The sequence below is a fragment of the Scytonema sp. NUACC21 genome (assembly GCF_054684315.1).
In genome coordinates this window covers 213,797-238,004 of sequence record NZ_BAAFZH010000107.1, presented here as the reverse complement: position 1 = coordinate 238,004, position 24,208 = coordinate 213,797, and the positions used below count along the sequence as shown (strand labels likewise).

The following is a 24,208-nucleotide window of genomic DNA, read 5'->3' as shown; positions in this document are numbered from 1 at the left end:
TTAAGTTGAATTTGAATCTGGATAAAAGTAGGAAAAAATTAAATTTAATAGTATGAATATTATGAGCCAGTTTTAAAAAATGGCTAAAAAAAAATTGTCCATTCGACTCTCATTAAACTTTATGACAACCAATGCACAGGAAAAACCAGAAAAACCTAAGAGCAAAAGCGCTGACCGTGTCCGAGAGCATTTAGCTAACGAGCGTACCTACCTAGCATGGATGAGGAGTGGAATAGCCCTCATGGGTTTTGGCGTTCTTATTGTCCGCCTTCGCATACTCCGTCCTCCTCTTGCACCTCAATCCCCTGGTAATGGTTGGAAGCTAGGTTTAGCCTTTTCACTCGTTGGTTTGATAACGGTCATGCTTTCAACCCAGCACTATCTTGTTGTTCGTCGGGACATTGATGATGATGCTTATGAACCAGCAGATCGTTTTGTTATCCTTTCCAGTCTTGCTGTCATTCTCTTGGGGATCGGAGTTGTTTATTATGTTTTTACAGTTCCTCTTGACTCATTAAATTCAGTTATAGTTGAGTAAACATATGTACTTAGCTTTTCCGCATTTGGGGGAGCATACTTACTCTTGAGAATCTTCCTTTGTCATGAGTCATGAATTACTCAACTTAACGGACAAATGACAAAGGATAAATGACACTCAGTACTCCTCTTTTGCCTTTAAATGTAATACATTGGTCCCTGTTGTATCCGTGCTTCTCTTTCTTGACACAAATCTTGGAGTGTTTGACGGCGCAAAACTTCAATAGCAGCGGCGTTAGCTTGCTCCCAAACCTCATGCACTAGATTCTTTTCCAGTGTGGGAGGAAGAGACGATTCTCGCTCTTTGCGCTCACCTTCGACGAAGGTGACAACCTCTAACAAAGTAATCTGCCAAGGTTCTCGAACTAAAACGAAGCCGCCTCTTGAGCCACGATGGCTTTTTACCAGCCCAGCCCGCCGTAAACTGGTTAAAATTTGTTCGAGATAGCGTTCGGGTATGGGTTGTTTAGCGGTAATCTCACTCATGGTGAGAGGATCTTTTTTTCCCTTATTGCTTGCTAGTTCCAAAAGAGCTAGCAGCGCGTACTCGACTTTGGAAGACAAATCCAAGAGAGCGTAGTTTTGGCTATTCAAGTCTTTATTCAATATACTACTGTTCATCAATAGGATTATAGTAATTTTATAATAAATTAGTTCTTATTTTAGGTTGAATGTGGTACAATTCCAAGCAAACCTAAAAAAAGGCGTATTTTTATCGCCTTACCGTAGATTATCTAATAAAACTACCAAAATGATGCATTTTTTTCAAGTGATATTTTACCAGCTACTAATTTGAGCGTTTTTCAAATCGGAACTACATTATGTTACTAACTGATTTGCGAGCAATCCGCGATCGCGATCCCGCAGCGCGTAACTGGCTGGAGATTTTGTTTTGCTATCCAGGGTTCCAAGCTATACTGTTACATCGTGTTGCACACTGGCTCCACAATCGGGGAATTCCCTTTTTCCCCCGGTTCATTTCGCACATAAGTCGGTTTTTGACGGGAATTGAAATTCATCCAGGAGCCAAGATTGGCAAGGGAGTGTTTATAGACCACGGTATGGGAGTTGTCATTGGTGAAACAGCAGTTGTAGGTGATTACACGCTAATTTACCAAGGAGTTACCTTGGGTGGTACGGGAAAAGAGACAGGAAAGCGCCATCCAACTCTAGGCGAACATGTGGTTGTCGGAGCAGGTGCTAAGGTGTTAGGCAATATTTATATCGGCGCTCGCGTCCGTATTGGGGCGGGTTCGGTAGTATTGAGAGATACACCAAGCGATACCACAGTCATTGGCATTCCCGGACGCATCACGTCTGTGAATAAGAAGAGTGTTGACGCTCTAGCTCATAATATGCTGCGGGATGTAGAAGCAGAGGTGATTCGCGTTTTGTTTGAGCGAGTTAAGACTTTGGAACAGCAGATTGAGCAGTTAAAGGTGTCCCCATCTTTTGATGCAACGCAAGAAAGCAACACAGACACACACAATGAGAGTTGGGATAGCGATCGGGTGATTGAAGAGTTTTTAGATGGTGCTGGTATTTAAATATTATCGTGTAGGGCGGGTAACTTCACTATGCAAGCGGTAGCGATATACAAAAACTTTGTAATTTGTAATTTGTAATTCTAAGATTGTAACGATGAATTTATGGTTTGGCGTAGTATCATTAACGTCATTCTGAGCGATTACCCTTAGACACTAGTTTTCATCGTGAATTTACGCCGCCTGATTCCATTCTTCGATGACTCCGTGTCCAGTTGGGCACTAGAGGCGCGGTTATTGCGCTGGTTGACATTGATATGGCTGTTTGTGGGATTAGTCATTCTATTTTCAGCATCATATGCCGTTGCTGACGATCGCCACAATGATGGGCTGTACTACTTTAAGCGCCAAATCCTCTGGGTATTCGTAGCATTAATAGTATTTAACATCATTGTTAATTTACCCATACGTAAGGTTTTAGGTGTAGCCCACTGGTTTGTAATAATACTGATGGGGTTGATTTTCCTCACATTGGTACCGGGACTTGGAAAAAAAGCATTTGACGCATCTCGCTGGATAGCTTTAGGACCGATACCAATTCAACCTTCTGAGTTAATTAAACCCTTTCTCGTACTGCAGAGTGCGCGACTTTTTAGCCAATGGGAAAGGTTAAGCTGGCGCGTGCGCTTTTTTTGGCTGGGTATTTTTTGTCTGATTATTCTGGGAATACTAGCACAACCAAACTTAAGTACAACAGCACTATGTGGTATGATGATTTGGCTAATTGCCCTGGCTGCTGGATTACCCTACAAGTACTTGGGAGGAACAGCAGTAGGTGGAGTGCTGTTAGCCACTCTTAGTATTAGTATTAAAGAATATCAGCGCAAGCGAGTGCTATCTTTCCTAAATCCTTGGGCAGATCCAACCGGGGATGGTTATCAACTTGTGCAAAGTTTGCTAGCAGTCGGGTCTGGTAGGCAATGGGGGGCTGGCTTTGGGCTTTCCCAACAAAAACTGTTTTATCTACCGATTCAGGACACCGACTTTATTTTTGCTGTCTTTGCTGAAGAGTTTGGCTTTGTTGGCTGTATGGTGCTCCTGGTACTGTTGGCTTTATACGCTACTTTAGGATTGATCGTAGCCCTAAAAGCCAAACAGTCAGTGTACCGACTGATAGCAATTGGGGTAACAATTTTGATGATAGGACAATCATTACTTCATATTGGCGTTACCACTGGTTTCCTGCCAACAACTGGGTTGCCATTACCCATGTTTAGTTATGGTGGCAATTCAATGATTTCCAGTTTAGTAGCAGCAGCTTTGCTGATTCGTGTAGCACGGGAAAGTAATGAAGCGGAAGTGGTACCCTTGCGAGACGAATCTCAGAACAGGCGAAGAAGAAGGCTCTTTCAGAAAAATAATGTCAGTTAACTGTTAAGTTCTGACAAACGTTCTTTTTCTTAAATATCTTGTACCATCGTCTCGCAAGCAAAAATAAAAGCCCAAAAAGCTAATTATTTCGTAAGGTGGGCATCTGCCCACCATCTATTAGTATTTCGGGGCTACGTGCCTCCCGTGCTATTTAACTATAGCTAGTACAAGTCGGCGTAAATAAGGCAACCATTGTGAATTGCTCCAAAGCTTACAGTGTAAGCCTTTTAATTTCATCCTTTATCCTTGATACTTCTCCAGAGGAGACGCTACGCGAACAGCCTTTCTGTACTAGGTTACACGAGAACTTGCTTGCACCATAATTTAACTTTAGTTGCATAGCCCTTGGCTTTAGAGGCTTTATTTTTGAACCTGCTTTCTATGTTGTGACCTTTATCAACCACCCGTTGTTTTAAGGTTTCAACTTTAGTTTTGAGTCGGTTTTCAATGCGATGACTCTTGTCTAAGATTCCCTGGAAGGTTGAACTAGAGGTGCTTATCGTTGACAAACGCCCTTTCACCTTTCTGGCACCGATAGTTGACATAGCACCAAACATTAGTAGACCAACAGCAGAAGATGGTTCGGGTACGGAAGCAGGTGGAATGTAAGGGTTAGGGTTAGGAATTAGACGTGCCAAATTAGTTCCGTCTGGGCCTCCGCTACCAGGAGGCAGTTGCAATGTGTTACGGGTGAACTGCTCAAAGTAATTTGCAATCTCTTCTTCTTGTGATTGAGTGAGTTTTTGAAATTTAGCGAGTTGAGGAGAGTTAGTGTTAATTTCCTCAAGGTCAAAAGATTCTAAAGGTGACGAGGATCGAGCAAACAAGGCTTGAACGGTCTCTGGACTACCATTAAAGTTTTCCAAAACTCCCGTTGCTGCATTTAACTTAGCCACCCAAGTATCAAATGACCCTTCATTAGTACCCCCAAGGGAACCTTGAGTCACTCCTGTAACGAAGACGTTACCTGCGTTGTCACCAGTAATTCCGTAGGCTTGATCGACATCGGAGGTGCCAAACTGTTGAAGCCACTGCTGATTACCCTCGGTGTCAAACAAAGCTACCCAGGCATCAAACAACCCATTATTAATTCCTTCTAAGTTGCCGTTAGTGTATCCCGTTAAGAAAATATTGTCATTTTCGTCGATGAATAAATCAAAAGCTTCATCATCACCAACACCTCCGAATTGTTTAATCCAGAGCTGGTTTCCATTGCTGTCATATTTAGTTAAGTATGCATCATAAGACCCAGCATTCTCTCCCTCCAAACTCCCCAGAGTCCAGCCAGTTGTGTAAAGGTTGCCTTGGCTGTCGGTTTGAACATCCCAAGACCATTCATAATCTGAAGTTCCATACTGTCTAACCCATTGCTCCTCGCCTGTTGTGTTGTCGTACTTGGCTATCCAGTTGTCATACTTCCCTTGATTGGGACCTCCCAAATTCCCTACAGTCCATCCAGTTGCATAAATACTCCCATCGTTGCTAACAGTCACGCCATAAGCTTCATCAAAAGCTGCAATCCCGAGATTAGCACTAGTGGTAGTGCCAGTTTCAGTCTGCCACTGCTTGTTCCCATTGGTGTCAAACTTGATAACAAAAGCATCGTCCGTATTCTGTATATCGTTTCTGACGTCAACTCCCGTTATGACAACATCACCAGTATTTTTATCAACAGCGAGGTCAAAGGCATTAAAAATCACATTTTCCCCAATCTGTTGAATCCACTGTTGATTGCCATTGGAGTCATACTTAGCTACAAAAGTATCAACAATGTCTGCTTGCTTGGTTCCACCTAGATTTCCTTCAGTAATTCCTCCTACATAATAGTTTCCTTGATTGTCTGTTCCAATACCATAGATTGTGTCAGGGTGGGAAGTGCCAAACTGTTGGAGGAAGACTTGATTGCCCTGGTTATCGTATTTAGCTACTAAAGCATCACGAAAACCAGCATTAGTTCCTCCCAAAGAACCAGTGGTTGCTCCTGCTACATAGACGTTACCAAAAGGGTCACTGGCAGTGCTGAGGGGGAGGTCATAACCTGAGGTTCCTAGTTGCTGAGCCTGAGGTACTGCTGGGCCTGGTGGAGGAGTAACACCTTGGAATTTGAAGTAATTACTCCCTAAATTCAAATTAGAATTGCCAAGCACAAAGCCGACAACATCCAATCCGGTTTCCTGTTGCTGAAGTATTGTAGTTCCAAGCCCGGTATCCAGTAACTGGTAATTGTCTGCAGACCCGAATAGCTGAATGGTATCTAGCGCTGGGTTGAAATCAGTGATGTATGCAGTAGTTTCCAAACCCAAAGGGTCTGTGATGTTATTGGTATTGTTGGCATAGTAAGACTGCCTCCAATCACCCAAAGCAAATGTATCGTTCCACTGACGGAATTCGGGAATATCATCTACAGCCACATCGCCCAGCAGAACATCAATCCGTCTTTGATCCGCAGTAGTTGTAAGAGGTTGATAAGCAAAAACAAAATCGTTTCCAGTACGACCTATAATAGTTTGGTTGGGTTGAGAGCCTACGGCAATGTCACTGCCAGGTGTGTAAATCTGAAGTGAAAATAATGAATTCTGATTATTATTAGACACCGGATTTCTATCTCCTCTCACAAAAAATAACAGTAAAAGCTGTTGCAAGCCTGTTTGGACTTGCATCACTACTCTCGATCGAGGTGTAATAGGAAGGCACAGTAAGTTCCCTTACCAGCGCAACTCGGTAAGCATTGTCTGGTTAACTTTTCCTTTCATGACCGTCCTTTTAGAGAGCACATGGTTGACAAAAACTAAGTGATTTTCCCGACCACTGTCTCTCACAATTCTTCCGGCAGATGCTTTGAATAAAGATGCAAATTTATCTCTTGCGTCGCTTGCTTGCTATGTAGACGCTTCTTAAGTGGGTAGACGCTTTCATTAAAAATGAGAATATAATTCTACGCGAGAGTAGTAATCCCTTTAACCCTGTAACTCGCTTAATACAAGCATAATCTCATGACTACCAAAGAAAAGTCGAGACTTTTTCAAGTATCTTTATTAAAAAAACATATAGATAAATCTAATACTAAATATTGTCAATTTTAGCTAAATCCAAAAGAAGCCCCACATCTGACACGAAGTGCAGTGTATGATTAATTTTGGGGCAATGACGATTACACCTAATACATATACTAAGCCGCAGGCTTCAAGGAATTAGGTAGATGACTCGTTGCCTATCTCTAGGGTTGGCAACGAGTCAATGAAGTCTTCGAGTATTTGAGCCATAGTCTTATCTTTCCAAGCTGAGTATAGTCGCAACTTATTGAACCTGCGTTCTGATAGCCGTAAATTCAAGTAGACTACAGCCTATAAACTTCTACCTTTTGCTTTAAAGCCTTTAAAAAAGGTCAGCTGGATCTGCCTTACGAAGTCTACGCACAGCAATGAAACCAGAAATAGCACACATTACTATTGTTAACATCATGACTAGTATAGCTCGGTTAGGTTCCATTACAATAGGCAACAGGGTAGCATTTTTAGTCAGGTCGTACAGTCCTAAAGTGAGAGCAAATCCAGGAATGTAACCTAAAGTTGCTAGGATAATTGCTTCTTGGAAAACTACAAATTCTAAGAATCTGTTTCTATACCCCATTGCCTTTAAAGTTGCATATTCTGATAAGTGGTCGGTTACGTCTGAATAAAGAATTTGATAAACAATAACCGTACCAACAATAAATCCCATTCCTACGCCTAAGGTAAATATAAATCCAATTGATGTACTCGTTTTCCAATAGTTTTTCTCAAATTCTATAAAACCTTGATGAGTTAAAATTTTTATATCATTTGGTAAATTTAACTGTATTTTGTTTAAAATTCTCTGGGCATCTACGTGAGGTTTAAGTTTAATTAGCCCAATCTGAATTTCTCCTAATTGACGGTCGGGAAATACCTTGAAAAAATTTAAGTCACTCGTTATTACATTTCCATCAGCACCAAAAGATGGTCCTAATGTAAACAAACCCACAACCCTAACTCTTTTATTTCCTAATTCAGTAGTAATTGAGTTTCCCTCATCAAATTTTTTAGCGATAGGACCATACTCTAAACGAGCAGCTCTATCAAACAAAATATTTTCATCAAGTTTAAGTCGATCTAAATTTTGAGCAACTTCAGGAAACTTAAAAACTAGATCTCCAGGTTGGAATCCATAGACAAGTATAGTCCGAACACTTCCCCTGTAAGGATTTTTCCAATCTTGAAAACCTACATACACGGGGCTTATAGATTCCACTCCATCAAAGCTTAAAACCTGATATAAACGCCGCCAAGAAAACGGGCTCATATAATTCAAAGACATAGAACGAGTACTAATCATAACTAAGTCTCCTTCCAACCTTTGATGTAGTCTTGTGGCACTATCAAAGAGAGATGCTTGAAACCCTAATTGCATAAACATGAGAATAACTGCAAAAGCAATTCCTGCTAAAGCAAGCAGCAAACGGGTTTTGTCTCGCGTAAGTTGTAGCCATGCTAAAGGTGTATTAAACATTGTAGATAACTGTTCACTGATTTTTGTTAATGACTACAGTGACTTGCAAGTTGGTCAAAGCTGAAACTTTTTGACTATCTGCAGAGTTTAGACGAATTTTTACCTCAATCACTCTACGATTAACGTCTGTTGTTGGATCGGTACTTAACACTTCTTGTGGATTGACTTGTAAACCAATTTCAGTGACAACTCCGTGTAGTTTTCCTGGAAAGGCATTGCTCGTAATCGTAGCTGTTTGCCCAATCCGCACTTTGCTGACATCTAATTCGTAGACTTCTGCGACTACATTCATTCGATGTGTTTGTCCTAAAGCAACAATTCCGCGATCGCCAACCGTCTCTCCCTCTCTAGTATTGATTTTTAAAATTTGCCCTTCTAGAGGGGCGCGGATCTGGGCTAACTCTAAGTCAGCTTGAGCTTTGTCAACATCAGCAAGGGCTCGATCCACTTCAGCTTGCGCTGCTTGCACGTCGGTAGGACGAACTTCAGCTATCCTATCCAGGTTTGCTTGGGCTGCTTTGATTTGGCGTTGAAGAGTTGTTTCAATTCGATCGCGATTGGCTTGAGCCTCCTTGAGCTGTTCTTGTGCTGTTTTCATCGCAAGTCGCTTACTATCGAGTTGAGATGCTGCTGCTGCTCCATTGAGAAACAATTGATTGTAACGTTGATAATCGACAGTGGCTGTATTTAGCTCCGCTTTTAAGCGTGCGATCGTTTTGTCCTGAGTGCTTAACTGTCCGTACAAGTCAGCTTTCAAACCCTCTATAGTGGCTTTTTGAGCTTCTATTTCTCCCTTCTTAGCGCCTGCTTTTACCCGAGCAAGGTTAGCTTTGGCAACTTTGACCTGTTCTTGAGCCAATTTTAGAGATGCTTGTAAATTTTTATAGTTGTCTATAACAGCAACGACTTGCCCTTGTTTAACTTTATCGCCCTCCTTAACTAAAAGTGTGGAGACGCGACTTCCTCCCAATCCATTGAGCATTGTAGGAGCAGATAAGTAAACCACTTCGCCTTCTGGTCTTAAATGCCCTAAAGCAGAAACAGCTGTGTTTGCTGTGTTTGTGGGAGTTGCGATCCCAGAGCTTGATGGGGATTCTTCAGCGCTAGGTTGCAATCGAGAGACATAAAGCACAGCAGTTCCGCTGAGGGTAAGAGCTGCTAAAACAGCAGCAATAATCATCAGCAGCCCTGATGGCTTCAACAATGGCTTTTCTTTTGATATGTATTCAGGCTTCATAGTTGAGGAAACCCTGTCATTTGATAGTTTTGCATGGCTCTGACTGGACTTTTAGTCGAAACTCACTATGTACCCCCTTACCCTTGTCTCTTGCCCCCATGGCTAGAAACAGCCTTAAGTCAAATCAACTCGCCATACACATTCAGTTCGTTGCTCGGACTACTCCCTGGGAGTGCCATTCGATTACCTAAAGACGTAGGTAGGGTCATGCCCCATAACAGCGAACAGTAGGCAGTACCCACCATAGAAAGACTGGTAATTCTTAGAACGGAAAAGGAGTAATTCCTTACAACCAGCAAAATTACTTATTTTAAAAATACCATGATATTCTAACTCGTTACGTGCGCTCGGAGAGATACTATAGCGTTTTTATGTGGGTGAGGTACACCTAGCTGTAAGGGTTCTCGACCGAGAGCCCCTACTAACGTACCTCACTTGATTGAGAAAGGCTATAAAACATCAAATAATCTTTACTCATGTCTTGCTTTTACAAAGCTCATGACACTTGTCTGTGAAATTGCAGCAGTTTTAGTTATTTACTTCAAGAAATAAATTTAATTTATTTATTTATATAAATGAAGGCAAGAACCATTCTTTTTTTTAATCTTTTTTTACTACAATTACAATTATTTTGTATAAATCTATACAGCAAAAAACATTTTTTTATGGATATTCTGAATTTACTTTATTACTGAATTTTCAGTTTTCAATCTAAAGATAGATTTATTTTCATCCTAAAGTGGATTGAAAAAAATATTTTTTTGTTATAGAGGTTAATCTTAACTTACTTAAAATTCATCAACTCTTTACAAAAACTTCAATACTATAAACAGTAAGCTTTTTCACCTTTAAATCCTGCATAAGGAACTTGAAATTTTTCTTTAAAAATGTAATTCTGCAAAGTGATTATCACAAGCAAAGTTACCCAAGCTGAAAATAGCAACAAAAAAATAAGTCTATTGTCCGTGTTTTCTCCCGACATAAGCTCAGCTTTACACCCTCCAGATAATTACCAGGCATTTGTCCATTGCCAATCTTGAATGAACCGAAACTGTAGACGTAAAAACCTACAAAGGTTTGTCATATTGGCATAAATTTACCAGGGAGTATCCAATGAGTACTTGTTTAACCGATTTAATGAATTCGGGGCATGAAGTTTCGACTTTAGTGGATCTGCTGAGGTTCAGGGCACAAAGCCAGCCGGATTCGATGGCTTATACCTTTTTACAAGATGGGGAAACAGAAAGTATTGGCCTGACATATAGGGAATTAGATCGAAAAGCACGAGCGATCGCAGCTCATCTTCAGAGTCTGAATGCAGCTAGTTGCCGTGCTTTGTTACTCTATCCACCTGGTTTGGAGTTTATTGCTGCCTTTTTTGGGTGTTTATATGCTTCTGTTGTAGCAGTCCCCGCATATCCACCCCGACCCAATCAAAATATGCTCCGGTTGCAGGCAATCGTATCAGATGCTGGAGCAACCCTGGGACTGTCCACTTCATCCCTTTTAGGAAATATACAAAGTCGGTTTCCTGAGAACCCAGAATTTGCTAACCTGTATTGGTTAGCCACAGACAATCTTGATAGCAACTTGTCAGAAGCATGGCAAGAACCAGAGGTATACACCAGCCACTTAGCATTTCTCCAGTACACCTCAGGTTCTACAGGTACACCAAAAGGTGTTATGGTGAGCCACGGCAATCTTTTACACAATTGTGTACTCATTCAGAAAAGTTTCGGTGACACCCCTAAGAGCCGGGGTGTGAGCTGGCTACCTCCATATCACGACATGGGATTGATTGGAGGAGTCATACAACCGCTTTATGTTGGCGCACCAATGATTTTGTTGCCATCGCTAGCTTTTATACAAAAGCCCTTGCGATGGTTGAAAGCTATTTCCCACTCCAGAGCAACTACTAGTGGTGGACCCAATTTTGCTTATGACCTTTGTATTCGTAAAATTACGCCAGAACAACGGGCGACCCTTGACTTGAGCAGTTGGGAGTTAGCTTTCACTGGAGCTGAACCTATTCGTCCAGAGACATTAGAGCAGTTCGCTCGCACCTTTGCTGAGTGTGGCTTCCGAAAAGAGGCACTTCATCCCTGCTACGGAATGGCAGAGACAACTCTGATTGTTTCTGGAAATTCAAAATCAACTCCACCCATTGTTTGTTATCTTGATGGGGCAGCCCTTGAACAAAATCATGTAGTCCCTCATACTGATGATACCGACACTATAAAACGGGCAATTGTGGGGTGTGGTGGGCCTTTAGAACAAAAAGTCCTCATAGTTGACCCACAATCTTTAACTCAGTGTCGGGATAACCAAATAGGGGAAATTTGGGTTCACGGTCCTTCTGTAGCGGGTGGCTATTGGAATCGACCCGAACAAACACAACAAACTTTTCATGCTCGCGTAGCAAATACAGCAGAGGGACCATTTTTACGTACTGGAGACTTGGGATTTTTGCAAGACGGTGAACTGTTTGTCACCGGACGTATTAAAGACGTTATTATTATTCGCGGGCAAAACCATTATCCCCAAGATATTGAATTGACCGTAGAAAAGAGCCATCCCGCGCTGCGCCCTGGTTGTGGAGCTGCGTTTACAGTGGAAATCAAAGGTGAAGAGCGTTTGGTCATTGTTCAGGAAGTGGAGCGCACTTATTTGCGGAAGCTAAATGTAAATGAAGTGGTAGGAAATATTTGTCAGGCTGTGGCGACGGAACATAGTTTACAAGTTTATGCTGCAGTCTTGGTTAAAACTGGAAGTATCCCCAAGACATCAAGTGGTAAGATACAGCGTTTTGCTTGTCGCTCTGGGTTTTTGGCTGGAACTTTAAATGTCGTAGAAGATTGGAGCGAAAATCCTCAGAGCAAAGCTAAGTTTTTGCATTTACAGGCTGAGGTTGAATCTGTTTTGCAGAAATTAACAGCTACAAAACAGGTGTAGAAGGAAAAACTCAGGAATAGGAAACGCCATTTCTGATTTCGGATTCTACACTTCGGGTCACAATTCATGACACGAATTCTTGCAAGGTAAATATTGCTCACCAACAGATGAGAAGGTGAGCAGTACCCACCTACTTGGCTGCACTGCTTAAAACATTTTTTAGCATTCAAAAATCAGGCTAAAAAGCAATTTTTATTAACAGGGTAAACGAAGGTATGGGTCTTTTTAGGCAGGCAAAGAAACGGGTTTATTGGCGTGGCTGAAACGATCCTCTAGTGCGATCGCAAACTTCAAAATATTTGCAAATGGGAGGAAAAAGTTGAAAACAATTTTAGTGATTGAAGCAAAAACAAAAACCAGAAATCTTGTTTTAAAAGCTTTAAAAGCACAAGGTTTTTCTACTCTCAGTACTGGAAACGGTAGAGATGGCGTGCAGCTTGCTCGAGAAAATTTACCCGATCTGATAATTTGCGGTATGATTCTGCCGGAACTTGATGGCTATAGTGTCTTAGCAGCGTTACGTCAAGAAGCAGCTACAGCAATTACCCCTTTTATTTTTGTCACCGCTAAACCAAGTGAGATTGACTTCCGTAAAAGTATGCAATTAGGAGCCAATGACTATCTCACAGAACCCTTTACATTAGAGGAAATAATGAAGGCGATCGCAACCCAATTAGAAAAACAGGCTGTCCTCAGACAATCCTATGCTGCATTGCACCAAAAAGACCAAGAAACACAGCTAGCTGACACTGTAATTAAGGTAACTTGTCCTCAGTCTGCTAGAGAGTTGGATGTGCAGTTGCGAGAAGTTTTTAGTTTTATTAAGGCGAATTATCACCGACCTATTAGTTTAAGCGATGTAGCCCAGGCTGTTGGGTACTCGCCAGCTTACTTAACGGACTTGATGCGACGCCAAACAGGACAAACCATACAACGGTGGATTATTGAGCATCGGATGGCAGCAGCGCGGTCTTTACTGTTGGAAACCGACCAAATGATGGAACAGATTGCTGCTCAAGTGGGTTACAACAATGTCGTTCACTTCTTTCGGCAGTTTCGCCAAATTCACGGTACAACGCCCCAAGCCTGGAGAATCACCCATCGCAACCAGCCTGAGAAAATCGAAAGAAGTGTTAGTCTTATCAAAAAATAGATTATTGAAATAATCTGTCTTATATCATAAGATTATTTAACAAATGTTCTAGCTGAATAATAAATAATAGCTAAAACAAGAACAGCGGAAGAAATTGTCACATACAAATCTTTCTTCCTAGTGACACCATGTCAAACCTATTGCTTGGGAGAAATTTTCGTGTCAAAAAGCTTGTAAAAAGGAGCTTCTCTCACAAAATAGCAATCTTCCAATTAGAAGACTAGAATTGGGGCTGGTTATTCTCATTCTAAAAAATAGTGAAATAGTTTGTTGACGCCTATGCAAATTCTTTTATTGAATTGCTTGGATCGAAACTGTTGGTGTACTGTTGAACAAAGAAAAACATTGATAGATAGACATAAATCTCGCTGAAAATCTATAGCTTAAGTTATCACTTGAAACTTGCAACTCAAGAGAGCTATGGAGAGGATTTAATATCAGCAGTTGTTTGGATGCATAAATGTCAGCCGAAGCAACGCTCAAAGTTAGGGTAACTTTGCTTGATTCACTGTACAAAATTGTTGAAGCTCGCTTGTTATAAAACTATACAGGGTTGACAAAATGGAAGTTAAAAATTTTCAAATCACCATACCAACAGCTTCAGAAATTATCACAATCGATGCGAAGAGTAACACACGCAAAGCAACACCGACTGCATCAGAAATTCAAGCGTGGATAGTTTCGTACCTAGCTCAACTGCTAGAAGTAGATCCAGAAGATATCAATGTAACTATTCCTTTTGAACGCTACGGTTTGGATTCTGCAGTGGCAGTTGGTTTGACAGGAGATCTAGAGGATTGGTTGGAAACAAAGCTCGACCCAACTTTACTGTACGATTACCCGACTATTGAAAGTATGTCCCGGCATTTAGCTGAGGAATTACAAGCAAAACAAGTCGTAAAAGTGTAACTACCTAAAACCAAAGAGACATCAGAATTTACACTTTTACATTGTGAGGAGTAAAGTTATGGTGAACACCATCCAACAATCAGAGCTAGAAAACCAAGTTTCAACTGTATCTGACGAAAAACTAAAAAAGCATATCAAACTGTCAGAAATCAATTATCGACGCAATGTTGAGTCAGACTACACTGAAAAAATCGAGGAGCTAGATAAGCACTTCGACTACAAGAGCAATAGCGATTACTATTGGGGTGAGCCTGAGCTTTCGCTTCTTTACGGTACCCCACTCTACGAACAGGCTTCCCCTTCTCAAAAAAAAGCTCTCAGTCACCTATACTGGGCGACCCAATATAACCAAACAGCCGCAACTGAAGCGAATGCCGTACTTTATAACCAGGTGACTGCCGGTGTTTTTGACGCCGTTGGTGGTTATGATTCCCTTTGCAAAGAGCTAGATTTGGAAACAGCCCAAGAACGCCATCACATTCACGCCTTTCACGCAATTGGTTACAAAACCAAAAGAGCACTATTAGGTCAAACGGGATTTCAGGCTTCCATTCAGGGTAAGTCGTACAAAAAGAATGATGTGACTAAAGGAGCAGCAACAGGACAACGGCAGATTTTTACCTTTAACTGGCAAGCTTCCCCTTTGTCAGCATTTCAAGAATCTGCTGCTCGCTTTATCACCAATAAGATATTTCTCAAGAATCAAGCACACTTGTATTCTCAATATTTGAGACAGTTGGATGAGAAAGGGGAGCCAATACCAGCCCAAACCACTGGCTTGTTAGGTCAATTAGCACCCAAACCTTTATTACAATACTTCACATTAAACTGTGGAACCTCTCCTTTCTTAGCGTGCGTATTCTACGTTGCACGCTTCATGGCAAATATGCTGATTAAGAATTATGAGTACCGTTATTCCCACTACTATCGGGAATTGGAAAAGAAAGGTGAGTTTATTCCAACCCCAATAGCGGTTTCTCATTATCATCTCTTAGATGAAGCTTTCCACACAACAACTTCTCAACTCATTGCTCAAGAACTATACAAAGACTTCTCCAAACCAACAGCCTACGAGAAATTCATAGCAAATCTCACAATTTATAGAGCGCAAATTGTCGGTTTAAATGGGCTTTCTGGGGGAATACCTGCTATATTCCGCAGTGATGATGCCTTCATACTCTCGTTCTACAGGCTGCTTCAGTCTCCCGTGTTTAATATGTCTGCTCCAGAAGCGCTTGAATGGCTCGAAAAGTGCTTGTGTCAGGAACATGAAGGCTTTCATGTGACTCTCAAGTATCACGATCGCCTTTTGACAGATTTGCGGAGACTTTTTGAGCCCATTGATTATCTGTGGTCCGTTAATCGCGAAATGAGTGTTATGGCAAAAGGAGGCTCAATTAACAAAGCACTTCAAAGTAATATCAAGGCGTTTAACCAGTTCTCTAAGTCTGTTGTCCAAGTATGACTACTCCCGAACCCTACTTACAAACATAGGTAAATTTAGAGAAGAAAAGGAGTAAGAAGCTGAAATTGTGGGGTGGGCTAAAGCCGACTAAAAACCTCACAAGGTGAGCTTGAAGCCAACCTACATTTATTCCAGCAATCAGAACTTAACACTTAACTTAGAGGCTTTGCAGTGGAACCTATAGCAATTATTGGTATTGGTTGTCGTTTTCCCAAAGCTCAAGATCCAGAATCTTTCTGGCAGCTTTTGCGTAATGGAGTGGATGCTATCACTGAAGTGCCCAAAGAACGGTGGGACATTGATGCTTTCTACGATCCAGAACCAGGTAAGCCAGGAAAAATGAGCACCCGTTGGGGCGGCTTTATAGAGCAGGTAGATCGGTTCGATTCAAGCTTCTTTGGGATTTCTCCCCGTGAGGTTGAGCGAATGGACCCCCAGCAACGTTTGGTTTTGGAAGTTGCTTGGGAAGCCCTAGAAAATGCCGGACTAGCACCAGATAAGCTGAGTGGCAGTCAGACAGGGGTTTTCATGGGAATTGGCAACTACGACTATTGCAGGTTACTCACTAAGGATCTCTCTCTTGTAAACGCCTACGATGGCACTGGCAATACCCTTTCGGTTAGTGCCAATCGCCTATCGTACATTCTAAATTTGCGCGGACCAAGTGCAGTTATCGAAACAGCATGCTCCTCATCTTTAGTAGCATTGCATTTTGCTTGTCGGAGTTTGCAGAGTGGGGAGTCCAATTTGTGCTTGGTTGGTGGAGCAAGCCTGATGCTGTCTCCGGAACCGTTTATTACCTACTCCCATGCTCGGATGATGGCATCAGACGGACGCTGTAAAACCTTTGATGCTAGTGCTGATGGATACGTTCGAGGGGAAGGGTGCGGTGTTATCGTTATCAAGCGGCTTTGTGATGCCATAAGGGACGAAGACAACATTCTAGCAGTTATCAAAGGTACGGCAGTTAACCAAGATGGTCTGACCAATGGACTAACAGCGCCCAATGGTCCTTCTCAACAAATGGTCATCCGCCAAGCTTTAGAAAATGCAGGCGTTGAACCATCGCAGATCGGCTATGTTGAAGCTCACGGAACTGGCACCTCTTTGGGAGATCCAATTGAATTTAAATCCTTAAAAGCTGTGCTAATGCAAGACCGGAAGCCAGATCGACCTTGTTGGATTGGTTCGGTCAAAACTAACATTGGTCACTTGGAAGCCGCATCTGGAATGGCTGGCATTATCAAGTTAGTCCTTTCACTACAACACAGAGAAATCCCACCCCATCTTCACTTCAAGCAACTCAATCCATACATTTCTTTAGAAGGAACAACTTTTTCGATTCCAACCCAATGCCAGCCTTGGGAACCTGGAACAGACAGTCGTATCGCCGGAATAAGCGCCTTTGGCTTTGGTGGTACTAACGCTCATGCCATTTTGGAAGAAGCACCCTCTTTTGAGACAAGGGGAGAAGCTTTTCACCCTTCCCTATTATCCCCAGAAGGAACCCCGAGTGCCCCCCTGCGCCCCCTCCACCTTCTTACCCTGTCCGCAAAGACTGAGAAAGCTCTTTCGGAATTAGCACAACGTTATGCAAATTTCCTAGCAAATCATCCTGAAGTTGCCATAGCAGATGTTTGCTTTACTGCCAATACAGGGCGATCGCATTTTGACTACCGTTTGGCAGTCGTCGCGGAATTCACCACACAGTTGCGCGAAGATTTAGAGGCTTTCGCCACGGGGAAACAGACAGCCGCAATTATTACTAAACAAGTACCAACTAAGAAGCGCCCGAAAATAGCTTTCCTTTTCACGGGTCAAGGTTCCCAATACGTAGGTATGGGTCGCCAGCTCTACGATACCCAACCCATATTCCGCCAAACCCTTAACCGTTGCGATGCAATTTTACGTCCTTATTTAAAGCGATCGCTGCTTGAAGTACTTTATTCCGAGCCAGGGGAAAAATCTCCCTTGAATGAGACAGCTTACACTCAACCCGCCTTATTTGCCCTTGAATACGCATTATTTCAACTGTGGAAATCTTGGGGCATAGAACCTTCAGCTGTTATGGGTCACAGTGTAGGGGAATACGTTGCTGCAACCGTAGCAGGTGTATTCAGCCTAGAAGATGGTTTGAAATTGATTGCCGAAAGAGCTCGTCTCATGCAGGCGCTACCCGAAGATGGTGAAATGGTAGCGGTTTTTGCTTCAGAGAGCAAAGTGCAAGCAATAATTCAGCCTCACGCACGGCAAGTTGCAATTGCAGCCATCAACGGTCCCCAAAGCGTAGTTATTTCCGGTCAGCGAGACATTATTGAGTCGGTAATAGCTGCTTTGCACTCTCAAGGAGTCAAGACGAAAAAGTTAAACGTTTCTCATGCCTTCCACTCACCACTGATGGAGCCAATGCTAGCAGCTTTTCAAAAAGTTGCCGCAGATGTGGTATACTCGCCACCACAAATGAAATTGATTTCCAATGTGACTGGAGAGTTTGCCACAACTGAGATAACAACTCCAGAATATTGGTGTCGCCATGTCCGCCAATCGGTAAGATTTACATCGGGTATGGAAACCCTCTACCAAAAGGGTTACGAAGTGTTTGTGGAGATTGGACCAAAACCAACCTTGTTAGGAATGGGGCGTTATTGCCTGCCAGAGGGAGCAGGCGTTTGGTTACCTAGTTTGTATCCTGGAAGAGATGATTGGCAACAACTTCTCCAAAGTTTAGGAGCATTATACATACGTGGATTATCAGTAGACTGGCAGAACTTTCACCGCGATCGTCCCCATCGCCGACTGCAATTACCAACATATCCATTTCAACGCGATCGCTATTGGGTGGATTTGCCGGAAACCGTGTACGTAAAAACAGACAAACTTCCCCAAGAAACAGTTCAAGGTTCTATTATCAACCTTTTGAATCAAGGCAACAGCCAACAAATTATCCAAGATTTAGAAAAGACAGGAAAACTTTCAGAAGACGAACTGAGATTACTGCCAAAGCTACTGCAGCTATTGATTAAGCAAAACCAACAACAGTTAACAGCAGCATCTATCAAAGATTGGCTCTACGAAATAGAGTGGAAACTCAAACCACGTCAAAAAGTGGAGACGCCACAGGCTGGGTCTATAGAAAACAGTGCATACCAAAAAGCTGGTAGTTGGTTAATTTTTGCTGATGTAGGTGGTGTTGGGCAGACCCTAGCAAAACTTTTGCAACAACAAGGACACACCTGCATTTTAGTTTATCCCGGCGAGAAATATAACAATAAAGAAGTTAATACCTGGAGTATAAATCCTTCCAAACCAAAAGAATTTGAGCTTTTATCCCAAGAAGCTTTAGGAACCTTAGAGCGACCTTTGCAAGGAATAGTTCATCTATGGAGTTTAGAGACAAAATTGGCATCCAATGTGTCAATTACCTCTTTAGAAGAGGCTCAAACTCTTGGTGTTGGTAGTGTATTACACTTGCTGCAATCTCTTATTAAAGGAGTAAAATTTTCCTCTTCTCCCTCACCCAAATTGTGGCTAGTGACACGAGGCGCAGTCGGTCTGGGTTCAGAAATTCCAGGGTTAGCTCAAGCACCTCTGTGGGGACTGGGCAAAGCGATCGCAATGGAACATCCTGAATTGTGGGGAGGACTGCTTGACTTAGAACCAAAAGAAAAGACCTTACAGATAAACTCTTTAATAGAAGAAACAATCCAGCTTTTAGCAGAGATTAACAACTCACAAGGGGAAGACCATTTAGCCTTTCGAGATGGAAATTGGTTTGTCGCCCGCCTGGTACAAAAACAATTACCAAAACCTGCTGTAGAGACGCGCCATGGCACGTTTGCCAACGGTGCGTCTGCCAACGGTGCATCTGCCAACGGCGCATCTGCCAACGGCGCGTCTGCCAACGGCACATCTCTACAGCCAAATGCCACTTACTTAATCACTGGTGGTCTGGGTGCTTTGGGATTGCGAGTTGCCGAATGGATGGTAGAGAAAGGAGCTAGGCACTTACTGTTAAGTGGGCGTCATGGAGCAACTGGTAAAGCACAAGAAATCATAAGCCAACTCAAGCTTGCAGGAGCCAAGGTTATAGTTGCTCAGGCAGATGTGTCCCATCCGGAAGACGTAGTTAGGATGCTTGAGGGCGTTGAAGTAACAATGCCACCTCTACGAGGTATTGTTCATGCGGCAGGTGTCCTTGATGATGGAATTTTATTGCAACAAGACCAAGAGCGTTTTGCAAAAGTCATGAACCCCAAAGTAAAAGGGGCTTGGAATTTGCATTTATTTACTCAGAATCTGCCGCTCGATTTCTTTGTGTTATTTTCCTCTGCTGCCTCGTTATTGGGTTCCCCCGGTCAAGGCAATTACGCAGCAGCCAACGCCTTCATGGATGCCCTAGCCCATTATCGTCGCTCATTAGGGCTACCTGGGTTGAGTATTAACTGGGGACCGTGGAGTGATGGCGGAATGGCTGCTAGCTTGAGAGATCGCGATCGAGCTCGTTTGGCTACTCAAGGAGTAAGTACCATTGCGCCCGAGCAAGGATTGCAAGTGTTAGAGCAGTTGTTGGGACAGCAAGGAGGGCAAATTGGTGTTTTACCCTTCGAGTGGTCTGCGTTTAAGCAGTTAAATCCAAATAAACAACTGCCACTTCTTTTGGAATTGATTGGTGAAGTCAGCCCACAAGAAGAATCCAAGCAAGCGCCAGCACGGCAAGAGATTCTACAACAGTTGAAAAAGGTTTCTGCAAAAGAACGGCAAGCAATTTTACTAAATTATCTCCAAAGTACTGTTGCTAAGGTACTGGGACTTTCTACAACCAAATTGGACACACAACAACCTCTCCACGAAATGGGGCTTGATTCCCTAATGGCTGTGGAACTTACCACTACGCTTCGGGCTGAGTTACAGGTGGAATTACCCGTAAGAGCATTAGTGGAAGACCCAAGTATTGAAAGCATTGCAACTTTGTTGAACGAGCAACTCGAACCAGAGAGTTCTCAAACCAGGACTAGGGTGGATTTTGCCGCAAACACTTTGGATCTGAATGCCGAAGCTGTTCTCGACCCGACGATTTCTCCCGACAACGCCTATATTGGAATGGTTGCCGAACCAACCTCTATCCTCTTAACCGGTGCGACTGGGTTTTTAGGAGCTTTTTTGATTCAAGAACTTCTCGATAAAACTCCAGCTAACGTTTATTGCCTGGTACGTTCTTCTGATATTGAGTCAGCAAAGGCAAAGCTGCGAAATAATTTAGAAACTTATAACCTTTGGAAAGAGGATTACAATTCCAGAACGATCCCAATTGTTGGTGATTTAGCTCAGCCTCAATTGGGTCTTTCAACCAAGCAGTTTGAAGAGATGGCTCACCAAATCGATGCTATCTATCACAATGGAGCTTTGTTAAATTACGTTTATCCTTACTCTAAATTCAAAGCAATTAACGTTTTAGGAACGCAAGAAATTCTGAGACTAGCATGTCAAACCAAAATTAAATCGGTTCATCACGTTTCTAGTGTTGCGGTTTTTGAATCCTCTGCTTACTACGGAAAGCGGTTAACAGAATTGGATGATATCGATCGCAGCGAAGGAATTTACCTGGGGTACTCTCAAAGTAAATGGGTATCAGAACAGTTAGTTAAGATTGCAGGAGATCGCGGGCTTCCAATTACGATCTACAGACCACCTTTAGTATCGGGCCACAGTCAAACTGGGCTTTGGAATACTACAGGTTTCCTCTGCCGAATGATTAAAGGCTGTATCCAACTGGGGAGTATTATGACAGATTTAGATATGATGTTAGATTTGTCTCCCGTTGATTACAACAGCCAAGCGATCGTTTACTTATCCAGACAAAAAGAGTCCCTTGGAAAAGCTTTTCACCTACACAATCCCCAACTGCTTCACTGGAAACAACTTGTCGATTTTATCTGCTCTATGGGCTATCCAATGGAACGGGTTTCTTATAAGGAATGGCAAATGAAGCTGAGTCAAGCTAGGGACAACGTGCTATATCCCCTTTTACCTTTCTTTAGCCATAAGTGGTCTAATGAACAATTGACTTACATTGAATTAAACGAGCAAGGGAGAAGACCCCTGATTGGCTGCGAGCACACCCTTGCCGCACTGGCTGGTAGTTCCATTGTCTGTCCGCCTCTAGATTCTAAATTGCTAAATACCTATTTCTCCTACTTCATTCGTAGTGGATTTTTGGAAGCCCCAAAGGTATTGGCATAACGGAAAAGCGATTTTATTTAAATAACAGGGGTGAATTTCATGAGTTTTCGTAAGACCCATACCCTAGCTTTTCTTGTAACAGCCTTTCCCCCCGAAGTGAGTGGTTCTTCTCACTTCAATTGGGCGCGTGCTCAATGGTTTGCCAAACAAGAAATGTATCGTGTTGTTGTTTTTGCGCCCGACCATCAAAAGGAAATAAGTGCTTCATTTACTTCCCAAAATTTGATTGTTGAACGCTATCCTTCAAAACCTTGGATTCCTTATAATCTGACTTACGTTCCTACGCTTTCATCTGCCCGTCAAATTAGCGAAAAGATAGATTTTTACAAGCCCGATTTAATTGTCATGACGGACGTAGAGCGCTATTTCTTATTAAGTGCATGGCAATTACCGGGTCGGCGCTATGCGAGAGAAAACCGCGTTCCATACCTAGCGGAATACCATACTGATGTTTATAATTTTTCCGCGACTTATCCGGGTTGGCAATGGTTGAGAAGTTTTGTTCGCAGAACTCATTTATTAAGTTATTTATATCATCAAGTTGATACAACTATATGTCCGAGCACTTCTGCCAGTAAAAGCTGTCAAGAAATGGGAATTAAAAATACCCATGTTATCCCGTTTTTCGGCACGGATATCTCCACATATAATCCCAAGCGTAAAAACCACAAATGGTTAGAACCGTGGTTAAGCTCTAAGGAAAAAGATAATAAAATTGTGGGCTTTTTGGGTCGTCTTGGCTTTGAAAAACGAGTTGATTTGCTGATTGAAGCTTTTGCAAAATTAAAACGCACTCATCCCAATTACTCCCTCATCATTGTTGGGGATGGACCTGCTGATGTTGTCAATCATTTAAAACGTCTTGCTGAACCCATACCCGATATCCACTTTACCGGTTTTTTGCTTGGAGAAACCAAGGCTAATGTATTAGCTTCGTGTGATGTATTTTGCAGCCCTTCTCCTTATGAAACTTTCGGGTTAACTGTAGTAGAAGCAATGGCTTCGGGTGTTCCGATTGTAACAGTTGATAGCGGTGCCGTGTCAGAGTACATCGTTGATGGTGTAAATGGTTACCTTGTGTCACCGGATAATGTGGAAGAGTTAGCCAAGTGTCTTGAAAAAGCACTATCGACGGACAACACGGAAATGATTCAACGTGCTTTGCAAACTGCAAATCAATTTTCTGATGGGCGAGGATGTCAAAATCTTAATAATTACTACGAGCAATTATTAGGTATGATATCATATTCGACTCATTACTTACGATACACAAATTCTACCCCACCCGCCTAACGGCACCCTCCCCTTATTAAGGGGAGGGTTAGGATACCAAATACTGTGGGGCTCAAGCTGCCAATCCTGCTTGCCCCTCGGTTTAGCGAGATCGTGAGGGTCGTCCTGTGCCCAGACTGTCACCTTGGTAATTCCACTCTCATTTAGGACAGGGGTAATATCGATTGTGAAAGGAGTATGTCCGCCTTCGTGGTCAGCCATAAAGTGACCGTTTACCCAAACACGAGCGCGATAATCCACTGCCCCAAAGTGCAGCAACAATTTGCCCTCCCCTGGTGGCGTTTCAAATTCCCTCTCATACCAACAGTTGGGGTGAAATCCTGTATCCCCAATACCACTTTGGATAGATTCGGGAGCAAAGGGAACTTCTATATGATGAGTCCACTGGCTAAGGTCACTAGGTTTAATGCATTTGCCTTCGTCATCAAACGCGAACTTCCACTGACCGTTGAGACTCTGCCACTGGGAACGCTGCAACTGAGGGCGCGGGTATCCCGATTCTCCTAAGCTTAAAAAATTTGTCTTGATATTAGCAAGCTGAAGATTATCTAATTCCAATAGGTTCATCTTTTTAATTCCTTACTATAGTACAGAATGAATCATTAAAAGCTTGTCTAGTTCCGAAAATTTTCATCCAAAAAATTTCAGACTTTAACCGTGATATTACGTAAATTTTGTTACTAGACTCAAAGCAGATTATTCTCCTGTAGAAAATAACTATAAAATCGGTTTTTGCAGTAACCAAGAGGCTTCCATCACCCCGGTCTTGGGGTGATGGAATTAAGTATTTTTTTCCGACTCGTGACATTATGCCACACCTTGGGGAGTTGTGTAGGGGGGTTGGCAAAAAAATCTGATGAAATTTTTGCGGTTGCTCAATATGAAAAAACCACCCGTATCCCAACTGTTTTAGGGTGGTTTGTTTATCTGATTTTTTGAACTGAAATTTGTTATAAAATCATGCGATCGCGATTTATTTC

The 24,208-nt window shown here is 42.4% G+C and carries 14 protein-coding genes; 9 read left to right on the top strand and 5 right to left on the bottom strand.

Going from position 1 to position 24,208, the window contains the following annotated elements; genetic code table 11:
* Window positions 1–121: 121 nt before the first annotated feature.
* Window positions 122–538, top strand: coding sequence for a YidH family protein (locus ACYRY3_RS40080; RefSeq protein ID WP_460207400.1), 417 nt, complete (start codon window positions 122–124; stop codon window positions 536–538).
* A 137-nt stretch (window positions 539–675) separates the two neighbouring features.
* Here ACYRY3_RS40080 and ACYRY3_RS40075 read toward each other — a convergent pair whose 3' ends face one another.
* On the bottom strand, window positions 676–1,158 hold the full coding sequence (locus ACYRY3_RS40075) for an RrF2 family transcriptional regulator (RefSeq protein ID WP_460207399.1): 483 nt from the start codon (window positions 1,156–1,158) through the stop codon (window positions 676–678).
* A 200-nt stretch (window positions 1,159–1,358) separates the two neighbouring features.
* Here ACYRY3_RS40075 and cysE point away from each other — a divergent pair, with 200 nt between their 5' ends.
* Complete coding sequence (cysE, locus tag ACYRY3_RS40070) at window positions 1,359–2,084, top strand: serine O-acetyltransferase (RefSeq protein ID WP_460207398.1); 726 nt, start codon at window positions 1,359–1,361, stop codon at window positions 2,082–2,084.
* Window positions 2,085–2,249: 165 nt separating this feature from the next.
* Entirely contained in the window at window positions 2,250–3,452 is a 1,203-nt protein-coding gene (locus ACYRY3_RS40065; protein WP_460207397.1) for an FtsW/RodA/SpoVE family cell cycle protein, read from the top strand.
* 296 nt (window positions 3,453–3,748) lie between these two features.
* Here the strand turns inward: ACYRY3_RS40065 and ACYRY3_RS40060 are convergent, their stop codons facing one another.
* From ACYRY3_RS40060 to ACYRY3_RS40050, 3 genes are all read right to left on the bottom strand, one after another.
* A complete protein-coding gene (locus ACYRY3_RS40060) occupies window positions 3,749–6,112 on the bottom strand; it encodes an SBBP repeat-containing protein (protein ID WP_460207396.1) in 2,364 nt (787 codons plus the stop codon).
* A 715-nt stretch (window positions 6,113–6,827) separates the two neighbouring features.
* The gene (devC, locus tag ACYRY3_RS40055) at window positions 6,828–7,979 is read right to left on the bottom strand and encodes an ABC transporter permease DevC (protein ID WP_460207395.1); all 1,152 of its coding nucleotides are present in this window, start codon (window positions 7,977–7,979) and stop codon (window positions 6,828–6,830) included.
* Between the two features lie 13 nt (window positions 7,980–7,992).
* Entirely contained in the window at window positions 7,993–9,216 is a 1,224-nt protein-coding gene (locus tag ACYRY3_RS40050) for an ABC exporter membrane fusion protein (protein WP_460207394.1), read from the bottom strand.
* Between the two features lie 1,113 nt (window positions 9,217–10,329).
* Between ACYRY3_RS40050 and ACYRY3_RS40045 the strand changes: the two genes are divergently transcribed.
* The 6 genes from ACYRY3_RS40045 to ACYRY3_RS40020 all read left to right on the top strand — a co-directional run bounded on the left by ACYRY3_RS40045 (window position 10,330) and on the right by ACYRY3_RS40020 (window position 23,228).
* On the top strand, window positions 10,330–12,168 hold the full coding sequence (locus ACYRY3_RS40045) for a fatty acyl-AMP ligase (RefSeq protein ID WP_460207393.1): 1,839 nt from the start codon (window positions 10,330–10,332) through the stop codon (window positions 12,166–12,168).
* A gap of 319 nt (window positions 12,169–12,487) precedes the next feature.
* Window positions 12,488–13,321 (top strand): response regulator transcription factor, encoded by an 834-nt coding sequence (locus tag ACYRY3_RS40040; RefSeq protein WP_460207392.1) that lies wholly within the window; start codon window positions 12,488–12,490, stop codon window positions 13,319–13,321.
* A 561-nt stretch (window positions 13,322–13,882) separates the two neighbouring features.
* Complete coding sequence (locus tag ACYRY3_RS40035; protein WP_460207391.1) at window positions 13,883–14,230, top strand: acyl carrier protein; 348 nt, start codon at window positions 13,883–13,885, stop codon at window positions 14,228–14,230.
* Window positions 14,231–14,288: 58 nt separating this feature from the next.
* Window positions 14,289–15,695: a hypothetical protein gene (locus ACYRY3_RS40030; RefSeq protein ID WP_460207390.1), complete on the top strand. Its 1,407-nt coding sequence runs from the start codon at window positions 14,289–14,291 to the stop codon at window positions 15,693–15,695.
* 171 nt (window positions 15,696–15,866) lie between these two features.
* Window positions 15,867–21,935 (top strand): thioester reductase domain-containing protein, encoded by a 6,069-nt coding sequence (locus tag ACYRY3_RS40025; RefSeq protein WP_460207389.1) that lies wholly within the window; start codon window positions 15,867–15,869, stop codon window positions 21,933–21,935.
* Window positions 21,936–21,974: 39 nt separating this feature from the next.
* Window positions 21,975–23,228, top strand: a complete 1,254-nt coding sequence (locus ACYRY3_RS40020; RefSeq protein WP_460207388.1) for a glycosyltransferase — start codon at window positions 21,975–21,977, stop codon at window positions 23,226–23,228.
* Here ACYRY3_RS40020 and ACYRY3_RS40015 read toward each other — a convergent pair.
* A complete protein-coding gene (locus ACYRY3_RS40015) occupies window positions 23,196–23,795 on the bottom strand; it encodes a sugar-binding domain-containing protein (RefSeq protein ID WP_460207387.1) in 600 nt (199 codons plus the stop codon). The genes ACYRY3_RS40020 and ACYRY3_RS40015 overlap by 33 nt on opposite strands.
* Between the last annotated feature and the right edge of the window lie 413 nt (window positions 23,796–24,208).